The organism is Nonomuraea jiangxiensis (genome assembly GCF_900099965.1).
GTDB lineage: Bacteria > Actinomycetota > Actinomycetes > Streptosporangiales > Streptosporangiaceae > Nonomuraea > Nonomuraea jiangxiensis.
This window is the reverse complement of record NZ_FNDJ01000013.1, coordinates 178,510-198,546: the sequence shown is the minus strand read 5'-3', so window position 1 is coordinate 198,546 and position 20,037 is coordinate 178,510. Positions and strand designations below refer to the sequence as shown.

Here is a 20,037-nt window from a genome sequence, read left to right as displayed (position 1 = left end):
ATCCGGATGACCGGGCCCCCTAGCGACGCGTGGCGGCAACGGATGGCCGGCCGGGCTGAAAACCATTGATCACGATGTTTCGTGACTCCCTAAGGACAGCCTTGATCAACCATGTGTGGATGACACGTCTGGACGACGAGCTGTACTCAGGACTCGACGACGGACTCGACGACGGACTCGACGACGGGCTCAACAGTGGGCTCGACAGCGGGCTCGACAGCGGGGGCGGCGGACTCCAGGGCGGACCCGGTGACCGCGGTGGGACCGAGGGCGGGTTCTGTGATGGCGATGCCGTCCAGCAGGACCTTCAGGTCGCCGGCCTCGGGAGCGCCGAGCCGGGAGAAGATGTCGAAGGCCCGCCTTAAGCAGTCCAGGCTCCGCGTCCTGCTGCCGAGACCGCGCAGCGCCTTGCCGAGCACGGTGAGGGAGAGCGCCTCGCCGTAGGGGTGACCGATCTCGCGGGCCACGACCAGCGCCTGCTCGGCGTGGCGGACGGCGTCGGGATAGCGCTTGGCGGCGATGAACGTCTCGGCCAGCCGGGAGCACACCCGCTGCTCCCAGACCCGCTGCTTGCCGGCCCGGAAGAAGGCCAGGCACTCGGCGTGGTGGTGGACGGCCTCGGTGAGCCGGCCGACCCGGGACAGCACGATGCCGAGATGGTAGCGGGCCCGGGCGGTGCCGGCGCCGCTGCCGATCTCGGTGAAGATGGCCAGCCCCTTCTCCGCCGCCGCGATCGCGTCCTCGGCGTGGCCCAGGCCCAGGTGGTCGCGGGCCGAGTAGCTGAGCACCAGCGCCTCGCCGGCCGGAACGCCGTTCTCGCGGTAGAACCGCATCGCCGCGTCGAACAGCGCCAGCGCCTCGGTGTGGCGGCGCTGGCGGCCGACCACGACGGCCAGCGCGTTCAGCACCTCGCCGGTGACGATCTTCTCCGCGCGGGCGCGCGAGAGGTCGTACACGATCCTGAACTGCTCCTCGGCCTCCCTCAGCCGGTTGCCCGCGAACAGCACCCGGCCCAGCACATAACGGGCGCGTAGCTCGCTTGCTCGCTCGGATCCGGGGTCGGCGCGGCCCTGATCGCGCCCGGGTCCGGCGCGGCCCTGATCGCGCCCGGGTTCGGCGCCGGTCTGGTCGGTGAGGTGCTGGGCGGCGGCCAGCGCGGCGCGGGTGCTCTGGTCGAACTCGCGCGTGTGCGTGCCCGACTCCAGCAGCGGCTCCATCGCCACCAGCAGGTCGGCGGCGGGCTGGAGCTCCTCGTCGGTACGCGCGACCGCGGCCGCCTGGTTGATGGCCGCGAACAGCGAGTCGCCCTCGGAGATCAGCCAGGCCACGGCCTCCTCCGCACCGGCGAACGCCCGCCCGCTGCCGATCACCACGAGGTTGTCCGCGATCATGCTGCCCTCGTAGGCCAGCCGGTGCGCGGACTGGGCCGAGGCCAGGTAGAAGCCGAGCAGCCGGCGCAGCGCCATGGCCCGTTCCCGGGGCTGCTCGCTCCTGTCCAGCTCCCGCCTGGCGAACAGCTTGAGCAGGTCGTGGAAGCGGTAGCGGCCCGGCGCCGGCGCCTCCAGCAGGCTGGCGTCCACCAGTGACTCCAGCACCTCCTCGGCCTCCAGCGCGCTCATCGACAGCACGGCGGCCGCCGCCTCGCCGGAGATGTCGGGCCCGCTGGGCAGCGACAGCAGCCGGAAGGCGCGGGCCGCGGCCGGGTCGAGCTGCCCGTACCCGAGCGCGAACGTGGCCTCCACCCCCAGGTCGCCCACCCGCAGCTCGTCGAGGCGGCGCTGTTCGTCGGCCAGCCGGGCCACCAGGGAGGCGATCGTCCACGAGGGCCGCGCTGCCAGCCTGGCCGCCACGATCCGCACCGCCAGCGGCAGGAACCCGCAGGCGGCCACCGCGTCCATGGCCGCGCCGTGCTCGGCCGACACGCGCTCCGCCCCGGCCACCGCCCCGAACAGCGACAGCGCCTCCCCCGGCTCCATCACGTCGAGGTCGATCAGCCGGGCCGAGGGCAGGTCGGCCAGCTTGACCCGGCTGGTGACGATGGCCGCGCAGCCGGGCGAGCCGGGCAGCAGCGGGATGACCTGGGCGGTGTCGCGGGCGTTGTCCAGCAGGACCAGGATGCGGCGTTCTGCCAGGATCGAGCGGAAGAGCGCGGATCGTTCGGGCAGGCCGTCGGGAATGACGTCGGGCGGGATGCCGAGGGCGCGCAGGAATCCGCCGAGGGCCGACTCGGGCGCGGTCGCCTCGTCGGTGTAGCCGCGCAGGTCGGCGTAGAGCTGGCCGTCCGGGAACAGGTCGTCGGCCAGGTGGGCGACGTGCACGGCCAGCGCGGTCTTGCCGACGCCGCCGATGCCGGAGATGGCCGCCACCGGGACGCCGCCGGCTGAGGAGAGGGACGAGGACTGGGCCGACAGCAGCGCGCGCAGCCGTACGGCGAGCTCCTTGCGCCCGGTGAAGTCGGTGACGGCGGCGGGGAGCTGGGCGGGGCGCGGCAGCTCCAGGGCCGGCCGCGGCTCCTCCGGCTCCGGCGACTCGTCGGCGGCCGGCTCGGCCGGGGCCAGCGTGGGGTCGGCGGCCAGGATGCGCTGGTGCAGCGTGGCCAGCTCGGGACCCGGCTCGATGCCGAGCTCGTCGATCAGCGCCTCGCGCGTCTCGGTGAACACGTTGAGAGCGTCGCCCTGCCGGCCGCACCGGTAGAAGGCCAGCATGAGCTGGGCCCGCAGCCGTTCGCGCAACGGATGGTCGGCGGTCAGCGCGATCAGCTCGGACACGATCTCGGCGTGGTTGCCCAGCTCCAGGTCCAGGTCCATGAGCGTCTCGATGACGCTGATGCGGCGCTCGACCAGCCGGTCGCGCTGGTGCTCGGAGTAGGGCCCGACGGTGCCGGCCAGCGGCTCGCCCTCGAACAGCGCCAGCGCGGCACGCAGCCTCTCGGCCGCCTCGCGCGGCCGCCCCGCCTTGCGCGCCGCCTCGGCCCCGGCGATGCCGCGCTCGAAGCGGGTCAGGTCGAGGGCGTCGTCCGGCAGCCGCAGCGCGTAGCCGCGGCCGATGGAGGTGAGCAGCTCCGGCCGGGAACGGGCCGGCCTGTCCGGTTCGAGCACGGTACGGAGTCTGGAGACGTAGGTGCGGAGCGCGCCCAGGGCCCGCGGCGGGGCGTCCTCGCCCCAGACGGCGTCGATCATCTCGTTGGGGGTGACGGCGTGGCCCGCGCGCAGCAGCAGCATGCCGAGGATGGAACGCTGCAACGGGGTGCCCAGGTCGAGTTCGAGGCCGTCACGCCACGCGCGGACAGGACCGAGGACGGCGAACCGCAGCCCCCCTTCAACGCTCTGACCAGCCATGCCGTCCGTCTCCAAGCCAATGGGATGATTTGTGACCAAATGATAGATCGGACATTGCACACCACCTAGCACCGGCCTGATCGTTAACCTGTACGTCGATCGGCTGTCAATCAGGCGTTGAACCTTCCCGCCGATGCTGGTGGTCGGCTGGGCATGACGCATGGGCTCGACCATCGAGCACGCCGCGGGCGGCGTGTCATGTAGAGCACACGGGGGCGGCGAAAAATACAGGCCCCGCCCGGAAAGTTGGGCGGGGCCTTTGGTGGAAAGGTGGTCAGGCTGCCTCGACCAGTCCGAGCCGCATGACGAGCCGCTCCCTGACGGCCGGCCATTCGGAGTTCAGGATCGAGTAGAACGCGGTATCTCGGACCGTATTGTCGGCGCCTCGGCTATCCGCTCGTCGCACCCCGTCGAAGTGTGCGCCGAGGGCCTCGATGGCGGCCCGGGACTTGGTGTTGCGTACGTCTGCTTTGAGGGTGATGCGGTGGACGTTCCACGTCTCGAAGGCGTGTGAGAGCAGCAGGAACTTGCTCTCCCGGTTGACCCCCGTGCCCTGGGCGCTCGCGCCCAGCCAGGTGTAACCGATGTCGGCCACGGACGGAATCTCGCCCACCGCACCGCGTGTACCCGGTGGCCAGGGCATGGGGCCCTGCCAGTACTCCAGGTGCATGAGACGGGTGGCACCGACCACGCGGTCGGTGTTCAGCCACCGGATGGCGAAGGGCAACGAGCGGCCCTCCGCCTGCTCAGCCATAGCGGCCCCCACATAGGAGGCCATCTCGTCCCGGCCGTTCGGGACGCGAGTGAAGGCATACGTGGAGCGGTCTTCACTCGCCGCGGCGACCAGGTCATCGACCGCCGCGGGGCTGAGAGGTTCCAGGCGCACGGAGCGCCCGGACAAGGTGACAAGAGCGGGCATGTGCACATGATGGAGGGGAACCCCGCGTGCATGTAACCAGACTGTTGATCCCACCTTCGACCGGGTTCCGCGGACAGGATGTTTCCGCAGGTCAAGGGCCCCTTTGGGGGAAGGTAAAGCCGATCTTGGGAAAAGATTCGCCTAACCGTGACATGGGGTCGGCACAAGCGCGGGGTGGTGTTCACGCACCGCGTCGTGGCGCACCAGGGAAAGCTCCTTGAGGCCCATCGAAAGGTGATCGAGATTGGCCGCGATCCACGGCAGCTGGAGAGGGTCGGCGCTGGTCAGAGAGGCCATCCGGGCCTCGGGGGTCTCGCCGTAGAGCAGGCTCACCGCGACCCGCACCCTGGCCGCGGCGGGGTCGTCGCCGAAGGCGTGGCCGGGCAGCACGCCGATGCCGTGCTCCTCCAGCAGGATCCGGGTGATGTCGGCGGCGCCGCCGAGCCGTAGGTGGCTCAGGTCGGGATAGAGGTAGAAGCCGCCCTGGGGGACCGGCACGCTCGCCCCGATCTCCACGAAGCGGTCGCGTACGGCCCTGGCGACCACGCCGTGCAGCCGGCGGCTGAGCGCGATGCGGTCGACCAGCTCGGGCGGGTCGTCGAAGGCGTAGGCCGCGGCCTCCTGCACGGGCGCCGCCGGGGCCGACCAGATCTCGCTGGCCACCCCCAGCAACTTCGTGCGCAGGGCGTGCCCGTCCGCCTCCGCGCTCGGGTGCGGCAGCCTGGCCACGCCGATCCGCCAGCCGCCCAGTGCCAGGCTCTTGCTCAGCCCGGTAGTGATGATCGTGCGCTCGGGCGCCACGTCGGCCGGCGAGGTGAACGGCAGTGACGGGTCGTGCACCAGGTCCCGGTAGATCTCGTCCGAGATGATCATCAGGTCGAGCTCGCGGGCGACCTGCGCCAGGCGGCCCACGGTCTCCGGCGTGGCGAGCCGGCCCGTGGGGTTGTCCGGCAGGGTCACCAGCACCGAGCTCACGGTCCTGCCCTCGGCCCGGGCGCGCCGCACCTCGGCGGCCACCAGGTCCGGGTCCGGCACCCCGCCCTCTCCTGGCGGTGCGGGCACCAGGATGGGGCGGGCACCGACGAGGTCGGCCTGCGCGGCGTAGCTGACCCAGCTCGGCATGGGCAGGACGATGTCGCCGCCGATCGCCATGATCAGGCCGTACAGCAGGGGTTTGCTGCCCGGTCCGCAGACGACCAGCTCGGGGTCGGTGTCGAGCCCCCGTCGTGCCCAGTAGCCCGCTGCCGCGGTCCGGAGCGCGGGGGCTCCGGCGACCGGCCCGTAGCCGTTGCTCCCCGATGCGGCGGCCAGCTTGTCGCGCAGTGCCGGGTGGACGGGCAGACCTGCCTCACCGAAGGCGAGGTGCACCACGCGCTCCCCGGCGCGCCGTCTTCGCTCGATGTCCTCGTTGGCCGCCAAAGTGGCGGACAGAGTCACGGTCATGTTTGTCACGTTCCCAGCGTGGTTGTATGAAGGCATCAGGACAAGCGAGGCTTTTCGTGGGTAGGCATAAGGAAGTCTGATGCTCGAATTGCGGCGTTTGGTGCTGATCTGCGAGTTTGCTCGTCGGGGCAGCATCGCGGCGGCGGCCGAGTCTCTGGGGTACAGTCCGTCCGCCGTGTCGCAACAGCTGGCGGCGCTCGAACGTGAGACCGGCACGGCTCTGATCGACCGGACGGCGCGCAGCGCCGAGCTCACCGACGCGGGGCGGCGGCTGGTCGTGCACGCCGAGCGCATCCTGTCCATGGTCGAGGAGGCCGAGTCCGACCTGTCCGCGCACGCCGGGGCCCCGGTGGGACGGGTGGTGGTCACCGCCTTCCCGACGGCGGCGGTGGCGTTCGCGCCGGCGCTCGCCCGCTCACTGCGCCGCCACACGGAGCTCACGTTGCGGCTGGGGCAGAGCAGGTCCGGGCGGGGCATGCGGGAGGTGCAGTCGGGGGAGGTGGACATCGCGCTGGTCGACGACTGGTACGGCCGGGTGGGCGACAGCGACAGCCTGCGGGTGTTCCCGCTGCTGCGTGACCCGCTGGTGCTCGTGGTGCCGCGCAGGCACCGCCTGGCCGACCCCGGCGTGCCGCTCGACCTGCGGGAGCTGCGCGACGAGGCGTGGATGGCCACGCCCGACGGCGAGCCCTCGCGGCTGGCGGTGGACCGGCTGCTCGGGAACGTGGGCGGCATCAAGCCGACGCCGTGGGAGTTCGAGGGGCTGGGGACCATTCTGTCGCTCGTCGCCAAGGGCATCGGGATCGCCGCCGTGCCCGCGCTGGCGCTGGCCGCCGGGGTGCGGGGGCTGGCCGTGCGGCAGTTCCCCGGCAATCCGGTGGGGCGTGACGTGAAGGCCGTGGCACGCGCGTCCAGCGTGCACCGGCCGTCGGTGTCGGTGACGCTGCGGGCCATCCACGTGGCCGCCCGCTACCTCGCCGGTGACCTCGATCCGGTGCGCCCGGCGGGCAGGCCACACGGCGACCGGCCCGACGAGGACGACCCGCTCGCCGAGTGAGGCGGGGGCCGATAGCGTGTGCGCCTATGCCGCCGACGTACGACATCGAGCACCTCCTGCTCGCCCAGCCCAGCACCCGTACGGTCGCCGGCGTCGACGAGGTGGGGCGGGGCGCCTGGGCGGGGCCCGTCACGGTCTGCGCCGTTGTCACGGACCTGTCCGAGCCGCCGGCCGGCCTGACCGACTCCAAGCAGCTCACCGCCGCCCGGCGCGAGCCGCTGGCCGCGGAGCTGGGCTCCTGGGCCGCGGGGATCGGCTTCGGCGAGGCCACGCACGCCGAGATCGACGCCCACGGCATGACGGAGGCTCTGCGCAGGGCCGCCCGGCGGGCGCTGGAGGCACTGCCGGTGCGCCCGGACGCGGTGATCCTCGACGGCAAGCACGACTACATCGGCGCTCCCTGGCCGGTGCGGCTGGAGATCAAGGGCGACGCGGCGAGCGTCTCGGTCGCGGCGGCGTCCGTGCTGGCCAAGGTCAGGCGCGATGCGTACATGGCGACGATCGGCTGCGACGAGTACGGCTTCGCCGACAACGCCGGATATCCGTCACCCATGCACCAGGAGGCCCTGGCCCGGCTGGGTCCCACCGCCCACCACCGCCTCTCCTGGTCCTATCTCGACGACCTGCCGCAGTGGCGGCATCTGAAACTCCATCGCGATCCGCTGGCGATCGAGGGACAGGCCAGCCTTTTCGGTTGAACGTGCGCGGCGCGCTCGTCACCATGAGGAAAATGCGAATCGGCGTCTTCGTCCTGGCCGCCCGGTTTCCCGGTCAGGAATCCGGGCGGGTGCTGGCCGATGCCGTGGAATTGGTGACGGCCGCCGAGGAGGCGGGATTCGACGACGCGTGGGTCGCCGAGCACCATTTCATGTCCTACGGCGTGTGCCCGTCCGCCACCACGTTCGCGGCGGTGGCCGCGGGCCGGACCAGCCGGATCGGGCTCGGCACGGCCGTGAGCGTGCTGTCCACCTGGCATCCCGTGGCGCTGGCCGAGCAGGCTGCCATGCTGCACCACCTGTCGGGCGGGCGGTTCACGCTCGGGGTCGGCAGGGGCGGGCCGTGGGTGGACCTGGAGGTGTTCGGGACCGGGGTGGAGCGGTTGGAGCGGGGGTTCGGGGAGTCGCTCGACGTGCTGATCGAGGCCCTGTCGGGGGGCCGGGTGTCGGCCGCGGGGGACTTCTTCCGGTTCCGGGAGGTCGAGCTGGTGCCGCCGGCCCGGCTGCGGCCGGTGGTCGCGTGCACGTCGGAGGCGAGCGTGGGGGTGGCGGCCGCCCGGGGGCTGCCGATGTTGCTGGGCATGCACGTCGGGGACGCGGAGAAGGCGGCCCTGGTCGCGGACTACCGGGCCCGCGGGGGGAGCGCGGACGACCACGTCGCGGCGGGGGTGGCCTATGTGGGTGACTCCACGGCCCTGGCCGTGCGGGAGCTGAAGGAGTCGCTGCCGCGCTGGCTGGAGCCGGGGCTGGCCGGGTATGTGCCGGTGGACGATCGGGTGCGGCCCATGCGGAACATCCCGGCATATGTGGACTTGCTGACGCGGATTCATCCGGTGGGGTCGGCCGGGCATTGTGCGGAGACGTTGCTTCGTACCGCGGAGATCACCGGAATCGAGCGGTTCGTTCTGCTGATGGAGGGGGCCGGGGAGCACCGCGCAAATGTGCGGAACATTCGCAGATTCGGGGCCGAGGTGCTGCCACTGCTGGCCCGGTGACCCGGTCGCGGCCGGGTCACCGGGTGGTGGCTCAGCAGTCAACGAGCTCCGGCTGCTGGTTGAGGATCTGCGCCCTCGGGGTGACGAAGTCGAGCAGGGCCTTGGTGGCCGCCGGGTCGAAGACCGCGACCCGGTGGCAGTTCTGGAAGGCCAGCCGTACTCCGAAGTGACGCTCCAGGGTGCCGCGCATCGCGTCGCTCGCCATGCAGCGCAGGAGCTGGCCGCGGGCCTCCTCCGACGGCGGTGGCACCTGGTTGTCCGCGAACTCGGCGCCGGTCTGCTCGCGCTGCTTGACCAGCTCGCTGATCAGCGACCACGCGTAGGGGAGCGAGTCGCGTACGCACGCCACGAAGGCCGCGTCGTCGACGTCACCCGCTCTGGCCTGGTCGAGCAGATCGTTCGGAACGGTCAGCGACATGCTGTCTCCTCTCGAAAGGGATCGCCTTTGAAGCTAGGCGGGGATGGGAGGACCCTCCAGTGGCCTGAAGGGGGACAGTGCGGTCATGGGCCGTAGACGAAATCCGGATCTATCTGGGCGGTCAGGTCCGCTCCGGTCCGTTCGTTGGCCCACGCGCGGGCGTTGCGCAGGTGGAACTCCGCGGCCTGGCGGCCGAAGCGGGCCCAGTCTTTTTCCTGCTCGTCGAGGGTTTTGCGGAGCACGGTCAGCGCGTCGAGGTTGACGGCCTCCAGGTCGCCGAGCGCGAAGTGGCGGCCCTGCTCCATGGCGCGGACGACCGATGAGTGCTCCATCCAGGTGAGCAGGTCGTCACCTACGTGCTCGCGCAGGAACTCGACGTCGGACTCGCCGTGGACCTTGTTGCCTACCACGGCGAGCGCGACGCCGTATTGGGCGGCGTAGTCGCGGTATTGCCGGTAGACGCTCACGCCCTGCCGGGTGGGCTCGGCGACCAGGAACGTCAGGTCGAAGCGGGTGAACAGGCCCGAGGCGAAGGAGTCGGCCCCGGCCGTCATGTCCACCACGACATATTCCCCCGGGCCGTCGACCAGGTGGTTGAGCAGCAGCTCCACCGCGCCGACCTTCGAGTGGTAGCAGGCCACGCCCAGGTCGTCCTCGCTGAACGGGCCGGTCGCCAGCAGGTGGGGCCCCTCGGGAGTGGCCAGCGCGTAAGGGTCGGCGGCGAGGTCGGCGACGCTCAGCAGCCTGGAGCCGCGCCCCGGCGGGGTGGTCTTGACCATGACCTCGGCCGAGGGGATGCGCGGGTTGTCGCCGCGCAGCCGGTCCTTGATCTCGGTGAGGTGGGCGCCGAGCGGCTCGGGCTGGCGGTCGAGGCCGAGCACGAGGGCCAGGTGCTGGTTGATGTCGGCGTCCATGGCGACCACCGGCCCGCCCTGGCTCGCCACGTGTCTCGCGAACAGGGCCGACATGGTCGTCTTGCCGCTCCCGCCCTTGCCGACGAACGCCACTCTCACGGCGACTCCTGATGAGTATGAAAATCGTTTCCGTTCTGGACGGTCACCATCATGCCACACTCGGTGCATGCGTGATATCGACCTCGCACGGGCGGTGCGGTTGCGTGAGACGGGCGAGCGGGAGCAGGCGCGGGAGTTGCTGGTCGAGCTCGCGGCCCGGCACCCCGACGACGCCGAGGTGGCCTACCAGGCGGCATGGGTGCACGACTCGCTCGGCCTGGAGGCCGAGGCGGTGCCCTACTACCAGCGGGCGCTGGCGGGGCAGGGGTTGGGCGCCGACGACCGGCTGGGGGCCTACACCGGGCTCGGCAGCACGCTACGGGTGCTCGGCCGGGTTGACGACGCGCTGGAGACGTTCCTGCGGGGGCTGGCGGAGTTCCCGCAGGACGCCGGGCTGCGGACGTTCATGGCGATGGCGCTGCACAACGCCGGCCGCTCGGGCGAGGCGGTCGCGACGTTGCTCAAGGTGGTCGCCGAGTCGGACCAGGCCGACAGGTATCGGCGGGCCATCGCCTACTACGCCGACCACCTCGACGAGACGGTCTAGGCGCAGGTCGCGTCCAGGGTGACCGGCTGGTCCGGGCTCTGGACCGCGGCCGGCTCCCGCGGCGCGGCGGTCACGGGCTTGCCCGTGGGACGCCGCTGCTCGTCCAGGGCCTCGGTGACCTCGCGGCGGATGAGGCGCCAGTCGGGGTTCGCCGTGTCGATCAGCGGCGGCACGAAGCTGAGGCTGCGCATCTTGGTGCCCTTCATCTTCTGGGACAGGTCCACCACGGCCGGCAGGACCTCCTGCGGGATGTCGGTGGAGATGAAGCGCTTGGTGAGCGTGGCCAGGCGCTCGAAGCTGTTGAGCACGGTCATCGGGTCGGCCTGCTTGGCCAGGGCGTTGAGCAGGCACTTCTGGCGGCCCATGCGGACATAGTCGTCGCTGTCGGTGCGGGAGCGGCCGAACCAGAGCGCCTCCTCGCCGGACAGCCTGCGGGTGCCGGCCGGGAGCAGGCCCTCGCGGTATTTCCCGTACACGATGGGCTGCTTGATGGTGACCTGTACGCCGCCGACGGCGTCGATCATCTGCGCGAAGCCCTTCATGTCGATCAGGGCGTAGTAGCTCACCGGGATGCCCAGGATCTCGCTGACGGTCTGCTTGATCAGCGCCGGGCCGCGCTGGCCCTTCGGCACGCCGGGCACCATGTCGGGATGGTCCTCGGCGAACTGGAAGATCTCGTTGAGCAGGCCCGGCGTGTCGGGGCCGTCGCCGGTGAAGCCGGCCGGGAAGCGGTCCCTGGCCGGGCCGGCGGGGAACTGGATGCGCTGGAGGTTGCGCGGCAGGCCGAACAGGGTGGTCGCGCCGGTGCTGGTGTCCACGCTGGCCACGGTGACGCTGTCGGTGCGTACGCCGGGCCGGCCGGGAGCCGAGTCCCCGCCGAGGAGCAGGAAGTTGACGTGCCGGGCGCCGTGCCAGGGGTCGTCGGCGGGGACCGCCGCGCCGCCGCTGGAGAACAGGCTGTTGACGACGTCGCGGGAGAGGTAGCTCAACCGGGCGGCGTAGACGGTCGGGATCAGGATCAGCGCGCACAGGGCCAGGGTCAGGGTCGTGGTCAGGAAGCGGCCGACCGTGTCGGTGCTCGGCGGGCGTACCAGGAGGAAGGACCAGATGATCACGCCGGTCCAGGCGAGCGCGATCACCACCAGCGCCACGGTGAGCACGATCAGCCAGCGGGGCTGGACCGCCAGCGACAGCAGACGTGAGCTGAACGCGGTGAACAGCGTGAGGATGCCGGCGAGCATCAGGAGGTATACGGCCATGAGTGCGATGCCGGTCTTGCGGCGGTCGGCGGCCACATGGGCAACCCCCCACAAAACGGCGGAACTCAATGTCAACACGATGCTGGCTCCCAGTCCGAGTCCACGGTCTTTACCCGTCATCCCTGGTCAAACCCCCACTGCACACCCGTTCAGGTCACCTTAGTAATGGCTTGTGCGTGATTGGCGCTGCACAGGGAAAGGGTTGGTCAATTCCCCGCCAAGTCATCGTTGAGATATAACGTGAATGTGCGCAAGCGACACGGTAGTTACGGTTTTGACGCGCCTTGGGCACTGGCCGGGCTGCTGTTCGGGGCGATCATGTTGCTGGCCCTGGCGGGAGTCTCGTTCGTGCTCGACATCCCCGCGGCGGGCGTCGCCTTCGCGCTCGGCGGGCTCTACACGCTGACCAGCGCGGCCAGTTATCTCTACACGACGCGGCGCGGGAAGTTCGTCGTCTGGGCGGCCGAGCTGCGCCGGCTGGAGGGCGACGAGCGTTTGCTCGACCTCGGCTGCGGCCGGGGAGCGGTGCTGCTGCTGGCGGCCGAGCGGCTGGCGCGGGGGCGGGCCACCGGCGTCGACCGGTGGAGCACGAAGGACCAGTCGGGCAACAAGGAGGCGGCGACCCGGGCGAACGCCGTGGCCGAGGGCGTCTCCGACCGGGTGGAGCTGGTGACGGGGGACATCCGCGAGCTGCCGTTCGCCGACGGGGCCTTCGACGTGATCGTGTCGAGCCAGGTCATCCACAACGTCCGCGACGCCGAGGGGCGCACGCGGGCCCTCGGCGAGGCGTACCGGGTGCTGCGGCCCGGCGGGCTCATGCTGATCGCCGACTTCCAGCACGCCCCCGCGTACGAGGCCACGCTGCGCGACCTCGGCGTGACCGACGTACGCCGGCGCGACGCCGGCCGGCGGTTCTGGTACGGCGGCCCGTGGTTCAGGACCGAGCTGGTGGAGGCCAGGAAACCCTGATCATGTTTGCCACGCGCTTACCGGGTATCCGTATGCGCCATGAGCGACGTGGGAACCGGCACGATAAGCACCAAAATCCCCGCCCGGTTGGACCGGCTGCCATGGTCCAGCTGGCACTGGATGATCGTCATCGGTCTTGGCACGGTCTGGATCCTCGACGGCCTTGAGGTCACCATCGTCGGTAACCTGTCCGCGCAGCTCGCCCGGCCGGGAAGCGGCCTGGACATCACCGCGGCGCAGGTCGCGGGCGTGGCCGCCGCGCTCTATGTGGCGGGAGCCTGCTCGGGGGCACTCTTCTTCGGCTGGCTGACCGACAGGTTCGGCCGTAAGAAGCTGTTCATCCTGACGCTGGTCGTCTACCTGGTGGCGACGTTGATGACGGCCTTCTCCTTCAGCGCCTGGTGGTTCTTCCTGTTCAGGTTCCTGACCGGGTTCGGGATCGGGGGCGAGTACGCCGCCATCAACTCGGCCATCGACGAGCTCATCCCGAGCCGGCACCGGGGACGCATCGACATCATCATCAACGGCAGCTACTGGCTCGGCGCGGCCGGTGGCGCGCTGCTGACCGTGCCGCTGCTGAACGACCTGCCGGTGAACATCGGCTGGCGGGTCGCCTTCGGCCTGGGCGTGGTGCTGGGCCTGGCCATCCTGCTCGTCCGCCGCAACGTGCCGGAGAGCCCGCGCTGGCTGTTCATCCACGGCAAGGACCGGGAGGCCGAGGAGATCGTCGGCGACATCGAGCGGCGGGTCGGCGGGGACCTGCCGGAGCCGGAGCAGTCGACGACCGTGCACCAGCGCAAGTCGATCGGCTTCCTGCGCATCGCGCACACCATGGTCGCGCTCTATCCCAAGCGGACGGTGCTGGGGTTGTCGCTGTTCATCGGGCAGGCGTTCCTCTACAACGCGATCACCTTCGGGTACGCGCAGATCCTGGCCACGTTCTTCAAGATCGACACGCACACGGGCTACTACTTCGCGGTCATCGCGGTCGGGAACTTCCTGGGCCCGCTGCTCCTCGGCCCGCTCTTCGACACGGTCGGCAGGATCCCGATGATCTCGGCCACGTACATCGGCTCCGGCGTGCTCCTGCTGGGCACGGCCTGGCTGTTCGCGCAGGGCTCGCTCACCGCGGTCACGCTGACCGCGTGCTGGTCGGTGGTGCTGTTCGTGGCCTCGGCGGGGGCCAGTTCGGCCTATCTGACGGTGAGCGAGATCTTCCCGATGGAGACCAGGGCCATGGCCATCGCGTTCTTCTTCGCGATCGGCACCGCCGCGGGCGGCATCACGGGCCCGCTGCTGTTCTCCTCGCTGGTGGCGACCGGGGTGCCGGGAGACACGGCGCTGGCGTTCGCGATCGGCGCGCTGGTGATGATCGCCGCGGGGCTGGTCGAGCTGTTCCTCGGGGTCAAGGCCGAACGCAGGGGCCTGGAGGCCATCGCGCCGCCGCTCACCACGGCCGACGCGCCCCGGCCGGCCTGACCTTCTCAAGTGACCGGGGTGAGCCGGGCGACGGCCGCCACGTGATCGATGTACGCGGTGGGGAGGCCGTACAGGAGGTCCGCCAGTTCCGGGTCGTGGAGCACGGGCAGGGCGGCGAGGGCGTCGGAGGCCAGGCCGCGGCAGTACGCGATCGTGTGGTCCACCATCCGGCTCGCCCGCAGCCTGCGCAGCACCTCGGCCACCTGCTCGTCGTCCATGTCCCGGCCGAGCAGGTGGCCCACGTCGGCCCCGGCGAGCAGCAGGGGAAGGGTGTAGACGCCCTGGCGCAGGTCGTTCCCCGCGGGCTTGCCGAGCCGGTCGCCGGGGGCGGTCAGGTCCAGCAGGTCGTCGAGCACCTGGAAGATGAGCCCGAACTTCTCGCCGTACGCCGCCATCCGCGCCCGGTCCTCGGCCTGAGCCTGCGCGCAGACGGCGGCCACCAGGCACGCGGCCCTGAACAGCGCGGCGGTCTTGCCGGTGATCGACCGCAGCGCGCTCTCCTCGGTGCGGGCCGGGTCGAACAGGTCGGTCGTCTCCAGGTACTGGCCCTCGGCCAGCTCCACCACGGTGGCCGCCAGCACCTCCGCCACCGGCCTGGACACGGCGGTGATGGCCGCCAGCCAGGCCCTGGCCAGCATGAAGTCCCCGATGACCAGGGCCTTGCCGCTGCCCAGCTCGGCGTTGAGCGTCCTGGCGCCGCGCCGCTCGGTGGCCTGGTCCATGAGGTCGTCGTGCACGAGCGACCCGGTGTGGATGAGCTCGACGCAGGCGGCCGCAGTGATCACCCGCCGGTCCAGCGGGTGGCCGAGGGCGAGGGCGGTGGCGAGCGTCATCGCCGGGCGTAACCGCTTGCCCCCGGCGGCGACGATGCGCTCGGTGCCGGCGTTGATGCCGGGGAGCGCGGACGACCCGCTCAACCGGCGGACCCTGGTCTCGACCTTCCGCAGTCCTCGCTCGATGACGGGGTTGCGCAGCAGTTGATCCATGTCTCCAGCCTGCGTCCCGGCCGCTGTGCCCGACCTGAGAGACACTGAGGACCTTCTCAGGCACGGGCGCCCGCCGGGCGGTGGGCGTGGCATCCTGGCAGCCGCGACCATGATCCTGGGAGTCATCGCATGACCGAACCGGCGGGCCGGGTTCTCTACGTCATCGTGTGCGCGGCGGGGCCGGCCGCCGAGGTCGGCCGGCTCGTGGACCTGGCTCAGGAGGCGGGATGGGTGGTCCAGATCGTCGCCACGCCGTCGGCGCTGGACTTCATCGACGTGGCCGGGCTGGAGCGGCGGACCGGGCGTCCCGTGCGCAGCCGGTATCGCAAGCCGGACGAGCCGAAGCCGCCGCGGGCCGACGCGATCATCGTCGCGCCCGCGACGTACAACACGATCAACAAGTTCGCCCTCGGCATCGCCGACACCTACGCCCTGGGCCTGCTCGCCGAGGCGCCGGGGCTCGGCATCCCGGTCGTGGTGCTGCCCTTCGTCAACCGCGCCCTGGCCGCCCGTACGGCCTTCCGACGCAGCGTCGAGGACCTGCGGGCGGAGGGTGTGCGTTTGCTGATCGGCCCCGGCCGCTTCGAGCCCCACGAGCCGACCTCCGGCCCCGACCACTTCGACACCTACCCCTGGGACCAGGCACTGACAGAACTCACCGACCAAATGCCGTAGCGGCCAGGACGCCGGACCGTGCGGCGGGTCAGGACCTCCAGGCGGCCAGCAGGTCCTCCGGCCCCCAGAGCTGCTCGAGCGGGAGGCCGGGCTCCACACCCGCGCGGGAGACGGCGATCCGGGGCGTAGCGGCGCTCGTGCCGGGCACGAAGGCCGCGCCCCGCGCGAGCTCGTCGTAGTCGTGGCGATCGAACGGGCGGTTGTCCAGCCATTTGATCGATCCGACGAAGTGGATGTCGCCGGCGACCGGCCCCTTGTCAGCACCGACGAGATCGATCTCCGGGTTGTTCCGGCGATTCCACCAGCCGCCGACCTCTTCCGTGTCGGGCCAGGAGTCGTTCGGCAGCGCTCGGGCGAGGCTCTGGCGGACGACGGGCTCCACCGCCCGGCCACGCCATGCCGTCCAGGAACGCTCGATGCGCCGCAGCGCGAGGTCCGGGCGGCCGCGTTCACTCTCGGCCACCGCGCGCTGGAGGAAGGCCAGCCAGAAACGCAGATAGTGATCGGCGACGCGGTAGCGCTTGTTCTTGGTGTCCTGCTGGGCCGACAGCGGGAGATCCGCAGCGATGACCTGCTTGGCCGTCAGCGTGTTGAGGATGGGCGCAAGGGTGCCCGACGGCAGGGGAGCCGCGCTTCCGGCCTTCGCGGCGATGTTGGCGAAGGTGCGTTCGCCGGTGCCGATCGACTCCAGCACCGTCCTTGCGTGGCCGGCTCCGGGGAACTCGCCCAGCAGAGTGAGCTGGCCGGCCGCGAGCAGCGGTGAGAGAGGGGAGTCGAGGCTGCGGCGCAGGAAGTCCGTACGGGACAGCCCGGGCTCCCAGGACCGGACGATCTCCGGGAAACCGCCCGTGACGAGCAGGGCGTCCATGGCCTCGGCCGCAGGAAGACCTGTCATGTCGGCGACGTCGGCCAGGTGAAGGGGCCTGATCGTCATCCGGGCGGCGCGTCCGAAGAACGGCCGGCCGTATTCCTGCAGCGCCTCCATCATCGCCAGATCACTGCCCACGAGGATCAGCAGGATCGGCCGGGCCGACAGGAACCGGTCCCAGGCGGTCTGCAGGGCCCCCTCGAACTCCCGATCCTGCTCCACGAGCCAGGGCACCTCGTCGAGCACGAGGATGCACGGACTGTCACCCGCCGCCGTGGCAAGAGTGCGCAGGGCCTCGTTCCAGTCCTGCGGGTGGGCACCGTCGACCAGGCCGGCCTGCGGCAACCCGGCGCAGACGATGCTCCGCACCAGATCGCCGCGCTCCGCGGCGGGAGAACGGCCGCGCGACGCCTGGAAGAAGACGTGCGGCAGCCCGGAGCGGTCGCAGAACTCCTGCACCAGCCGGGACTTCCCGACCCGCCGGCGCCCCGTCATGATCAGGGCCCGGCCCCTGGTCGTCAGCCTCTGCTCCAGGACCAGGCCGAGTTGCTGGTCCAGGATCCGGAGATCATGCTCCCGGCCCGAGAATTCGACCACCATGACGCGCCTCCAAGAAGTAAGACTGCATCTTAGTAAGAACCAATCTTACTTTGATGACGGCTACCTACCCGGCGAAATTGTGCCTGACACCGTGTGAGGCGGTATGCCAGGATGTGCCGACTTTCTGGGAGGAACATCGTGGCGATGGCTGAGCGGATCGAGGCGGTCCTGCGTTCGGGGAAGGCGCCCAACCTGCACGGGCTGGTGGTGATGCGGGGCGGGAACGTCGTTCTGGAGCGGTACGGGGCCGGGGTGGATCACCGGGTGGGGGAGTCGCTGGGGCACGTCGCGTTCGGCCGGGACACGCTGCACGACGTGCGCTCGGTGTCCAAGAGCGTGGTGGCGCTGCTGTACGGGATCGCGCTGGGGGAAGGGCTGGTGCCGGAGCCGGGGGCGGGGTTGATGGGGCAGTTCCCGGAATATACGGATCTGGTGGCCGACCCCGCGCGGGCTCACCTGACCATCGAGCACGCCCTGACCATGACGCTCGGGCTCGACTGGAACGAGGACGCGCCCTACACGAGCCCGGCCAACAGCGAGATCGCCATGGAGCTGGCCCCGGACCGATACCGGTACGTGCTGGAGCGGCCCGTCGTCGAAGCGGCGGGGAAGCGGTGGCTCTACTGCGGCGGCGCCACGGCGCTGATCGGCGGGATCATCGCGCGGGGCGCCGGCAGGCCGCTGGAGGAGTACGCGGCCGGTGCGCTCTTCCGGCCGCTCGGCATCGGGGACTTCCAGTGGAGCAAGGGGGATGACGGGCTGGCGATGGCCGCGGCCGGGTTGCGGCTGCGGCCGATCGACCTGGCGGCCGTCGGGCGGCTCCTGCTCGACGGCGGGCAGGGCATCGTGCCCGGCGAGTGGATCCGGGAGATGCTGCGGCCACGGGTGGTGATCGCGGACGGGTTCGAGTACGGCTACCAGTGGTACGTGAGCACCGGCGAGCGCCGCTGGGTCGAGGCGATCGGGAACGGCGGGCAGCGGCTGCTCGTGGTTCCGGATGAGGAGCTGGTGGTCGCCATCACGGCCGGCGAGTACGACCAGGAGCCCGCCAGTTCGATGGCCGTACTCGACGCCGTTCTCGACAGGTGAACCCGGCTCAGGGGGTGAGGAGGACCCGGCCGGTGAGGGCGCGGCTTTCCAGGAGGCGGTGGGCTTCGGCGGCCTCCTCCAGCGGCAGCGTACGGTCGATGTAGGCCCGGCTGCGGCCGGTGGCGAGCCGCGCCAGCATCGCCGGATAGTGCGTGCCGAACACGTCCGCGGCCCACGCCGGCCCGCTGCACCCGCTGATCGTCACCCCGCGTTCCATCAGGTCGGCGGCCGTGACGGCGGCCGGATCGCCGCTCAGCAGCCCGTAGTGGAGCATGCGTCCCGAGCCGGGCGTGAGGTGGTCCAGCACCTGGCGTGCCGACGCGCCGCCGATGGCCTCGAAGGCGACGTCCACGTCCGGTAGCTCGCCGGTCCAGGCCGGGGAGCCGTGGTCGAGCGCGACGTCGGCGCCCTGGGTGATAGCGAGGTCCCGCTTGGCGGCCGAGCCGGCCGTGGCGATCATCCGTCCCGCTCCGAACTCCTTGGCGTGCCGCACGAGGTAGCCGCCCACAGAGCTGGTGCCCGCCTCCACCAGGACCGTCTCGCCGCCTGCCAGCCTCGCCCGGTGCAGCAGGGCCAGCGCGATCGCGCCGGGGGCGCCCGCGGCCAGCGCGTCCGCCGGGGTCACGCCGTCCGGCACGGGGCAGGTCAGGGTGGCGGGGAGGGCCACGTATTCGGCATAGGCCCCGATGCCGCCCGTCACGCCCACCACTGTGCTGCCGACCAGCCCGGGATCGACGTCCGCGCCGACCTCGACCACCTCGCCGGCGGCCTCCGCGCCGATCACGACGGGGAACGACAGGGGGAACGGCAGCGTGCCCGCCCTGATCTGGGTCTCGGCGTAGCTGGCGCCCACGACCTGGGCGCGGATGAGGACCTGGCCGGAATCCGGGCTCGGGCGCGGCACGTCCGTCGCCTTGAGCTGCTCCGGGCCGCCTGTCTCCGTCAGAACGATCGCCCGCATGTCTTCCCTCCAATTAAGTGAACCAGCAGTCCAGATAATAGTGGACCACTGGTCAAGTTTGTCCATGGGAAAGAATGACCGGATGGAACGTCGAGAGCGGGCCGACGCCGCGCGCAACCGGCAGGCGATCCTGCGGGCGGCCGAGGAGCTGTTGCGGCGGCACCCGCCCGAGCAGGTCTCCATCGAGCGGGTCGCGGCCGCGGCCGGGGTGGGCAAGGGGACGGTCTTCCACCGGTTCGGCAGCCGGGCGGGGCTCATGGTGGAGCTCATGGCCGAGCGGGCGCGCGAGCTGGAGCAGGCCATCGCCACGGGGCCGCCGCCGCTCGGCCCGGGCGCGGAGCCGGTGGATCGGCTGGTCGCGTTCTTCACGGCGGTCGCGCTGCTCGCGTCGCGCAACGGCAACCTCATGGCGGCGCACGAGCACGCCATGGTCACCAGGAAGGCCGCGGAGACGCCCAGGGAGGCCAATCCGATCTACCTCTACTGGCATGGGCACGTGTCCGGGCTGATCGCCGAGGCCCGGCCGGAGGTGGACGCCGAGCTGATCGCCCACATGTTGCTCGGCACCCTGCACATGGAGCCGATCGCGAGCCGGTTGCGGGCGGGGGAGCACGAGCGGCTCGCCGCCGCCTTCGCCACGCTGGTCAGGGGACTGCTGGACAGAGGGGCCTTGGGCGGCGGGTAGGAGTCACAGGGGCAGGCGCG

The 20,037-nt window shown here is 71.3% G+C and carries 18 protein-coding genes; 9 read left to right on the top strand and 9 right to left on the bottom strand.

Going from position 1 to position 20,037, the window contains the following annotated elements:
* Nucleotides 1-146: 146 nt before the first annotated feature.
* From BLS95_RS28095 to BLS95_RS28085, 3 genes are all read right to left on the bottom strand, one after another.
* The gene (locus BLS95_RS28095; RefSeq protein WP_090937573.1) at nt 147-3,338 is read right to left on the bottom strand and encodes an AfsR/SARP family transcriptional regulator; all 3,192 of its coding nucleotides are present in this window, start codon (nt 3,336-3,338) and stop codon (nt 147-149) included.
* A gap of 274 nt (nt 3,339-3,612) precedes the next feature.
* Nucleotides 3,613-4,257 (bottom strand): GNAT family N-acetyltransferase, encoded by a 645-nt coding sequence (locus tag BLS95_RS28090; protein WP_090937570.1) that lies wholly within the window; start codon nt 4,255-4,257, stop codon nt 3,613-3,615.
* 141 nt (nt 4,258-4,398) lie between these two features.
* On the bottom strand, nt 4,399-5,700 hold the full coding sequence (locus BLS95_RS28085) for a pyridoxal phosphate-dependent aminotransferase (protein WP_090937567.1): 1,302 nt from the start codon (nt 5,698-5,700) through the stop codon (nt 4,399-4,401).
* A 79-nt stretch (nt 5,701-5,779) separates the two neighbouring features.
* Between BLS95_RS28085 and BLS95_RS28080 the strand changes: the two genes are divergently transcribed.
* Genes BLS95_RS28080 through BLS95_RS28070 form a run of 3 tightly spaced genes read left to right on the top strand, consistent with a single transcriptional unit; the run spans nt 5,780 to nt 8,468 of the window.
* Nucleotides 5,780-6,757, top strand: coding sequence for a LysR family transcriptional regulator (locus tag BLS95_RS28080; protein WP_090937564.1), 978 nt, complete (start codon nt 5,780-5,782; stop codon nt 6,755-6,757).
* Nucleotides 6,758-6,783: 26 nt separating this feature from the next.
* Nucleotides 6,784-7,455 (top strand): ribonuclease HII, encoded by a 672-nt coding sequence (locus BLS95_RS28075; protein WP_090937561.1) that lies wholly within the window; start codon nt 6,784-6,786, stop codon nt 7,453-7,455.
* Between the two features lie 32 nt (nt 7,456-7,487).
* Nucleotides 7,488-8,468, top strand: coding sequence for an LLM class flavin-dependent oxidoreductase (locus tag BLS95_RS28070; protein WP_090937558.1), 981 nt, complete (start codon nt 7,488-7,490; stop codon nt 8,466-8,468).
* Nucleotides 8,469-8,499: 31 nt separating this feature from the next.
* On the opposite strand, the gene BLS95_RS28065 is transcribed toward BLS95_RS28070, so the two are convergent.
* Both BLS95_RS28065 and BLS95_RS28060 read right to left on the bottom strand, forming a co-directional pair.
* Nucleotides 8,500-8,886, bottom strand: a complete 387-nt coding sequence (locus BLS95_RS28065; RefSeq protein WP_090937555.1) for an SCO5389 family protein — start codon at nt 8,884-8,886, stop codon at nt 8,500-8,502.
* A gap of 83 nt (nt 8,887-8,969) precedes the next feature.
* Nucleotides 8,970-9,899 (bottom strand): ATP-binding protein, encoded by a 930-nt coding sequence (locus BLS95_RS28060; protein WP_090937553.1) that lies wholly within the window; start codon nt 9,897-9,899, stop codon nt 8,970-8,972.
* A 67-nt stretch (nt 9,900-9,966) separates the two neighbouring features.
* On the opposite strand from BLS95_RS28060, the gene BLS95_RS28055 reads away from it, so the two are divergent.
* Nucleotides 9,967-10,446, top strand: a complete 480-nt coding sequence (locus tag BLS95_RS28055) for a tetratricopeptide repeat protein (protein ID WP_090937550.1) — start codon at nt 9,967-9,969, stop codon at nt 10,444-10,446.
* On the opposite strand, the gene BLS95_RS28050 is transcribed toward BLS95_RS28055, so the two are convergent.
* Nucleotides 10,443-11,705 (bottom strand): LCP family protein, encoded by a 1,263-nt coding sequence (locus BLS95_RS28050; RefSeq protein WP_245765319.1) that lies wholly within the window; start codon nt 11,703-11,705, stop codon nt 10,443-10,445. The genes BLS95_RS28055 and BLS95_RS28050 overlap by 4 nt on opposite strands.
* 246 nt (nt 11,706-11,951) lie before the next feature.
* On the opposite strand from BLS95_RS28050, the gene BLS95_RS28045 reads away from it, so the two are divergent.
* Together BLS95_RS28045 and BLS95_RS28040 are read left to right on the top strand one after the other, a co-directional pair.
* Complete coding sequence (locus BLS95_RS28045) at nt 11,952-12,674, top strand: class I SAM-dependent methyltransferase (RefSeq protein WP_218136012.1); 723 nt, start codon at nt 11,952-11,954, stop codon at nt 12,672-12,674.
* 39 nt (nt 12,675-12,713) lie between these two features.
* A complete protein-coding gene (locus tag BLS95_RS28040) occupies nt 12,714-14,153 on the top strand; it encodes an MFS transporter (RefSeq protein ID WP_090937544.1) in 1,440 nt (479 codons plus the stop codon).
* Between the two features lie 5 nt (nt 14,154-14,158).
* On the opposite strand, the gene BLS95_RS28035 is transcribed toward BLS95_RS28040, so the two are convergent.
* Nucleotides 14,159-15,139: a polyprenyl synthetase family protein gene (locus BLS95_RS28035; protein ID WP_090937542.1), complete on the bottom strand. Its 981-nt coding sequence runs from the start codon at nt 15,137-15,139 to the stop codon at nt 14,159-14,161.
* Nucleotides 15,140-15,268: 129 nt separating this feature from the next.
* On the opposite strand from BLS95_RS28035, the gene BLS95_RS28030 reads away from it, so the two are divergent.
* Complete coding sequence (locus tag BLS95_RS28030; RefSeq protein WP_090937539.1) at nt 15,269-15,814, top strand: flavoprotein; 546 nt, start codon at nt 15,269-15,271, stop codon at nt 15,812-15,814.
* 28 nt (nt 15,815-15,842) lie between these two features.
* On the opposite strand, the gene BLS95_RS28025 is transcribed toward BLS95_RS28030, so the two are convergent.
* Nucleotides 15,843-17,282 (bottom strand): ATP-binding protein, encoded by a 1,440-nt coding sequence (locus BLS95_RS28025; RefSeq protein ID WP_090937536.1) that lies wholly within the window; start codon nt 17,280-17,282, stop codon nt 15,843-15,845.
* 144 nt (nt 17,283-17,426) lie between these two features.
* Between BLS95_RS28025 and BLS95_RS28020 the strand changes: the two genes are divergently transcribed.
* Entirely contained in the window at nt 17,427-18,371 is a 945-nt protein-coding gene (locus tag BLS95_RS28020; protein WP_245765318.1) for a serine hydrolase domain-containing protein, read from the top strand.
* Between the two features lie 7 nt (nt 18,372-18,378).
* On the opposite strand, the gene BLS95_RS28015 is transcribed toward BLS95_RS28020, so the two are convergent.
* On the bottom strand, nt 18,379-19,332 hold the full coding sequence (locus BLS95_RS28015) for a quinone oxidoreductase family protein (protein ID WP_090937532.1): 954 nt from the start codon (nt 19,330-19,332) through the stop codon (nt 18,379-18,381).
* A gap of 82 nt (nt 19,333-19,414) precedes the next feature.
* Between BLS95_RS28015 and BLS95_RS28010 the strand changes: the two genes are divergently transcribed.
* Nucleotides 19,415-20,017: a TetR/AcrR family transcriptional regulator gene (locus BLS95_RS28010; RefSeq protein ID WP_245765317.1), complete on the top strand. Its 603-nt coding sequence runs from the start codon at nt 19,415-19,417 to the stop codon at nt 20,015-20,017.
* Nucleotides 20,018-20,037 lie beyond the last annotated feature (20 nt).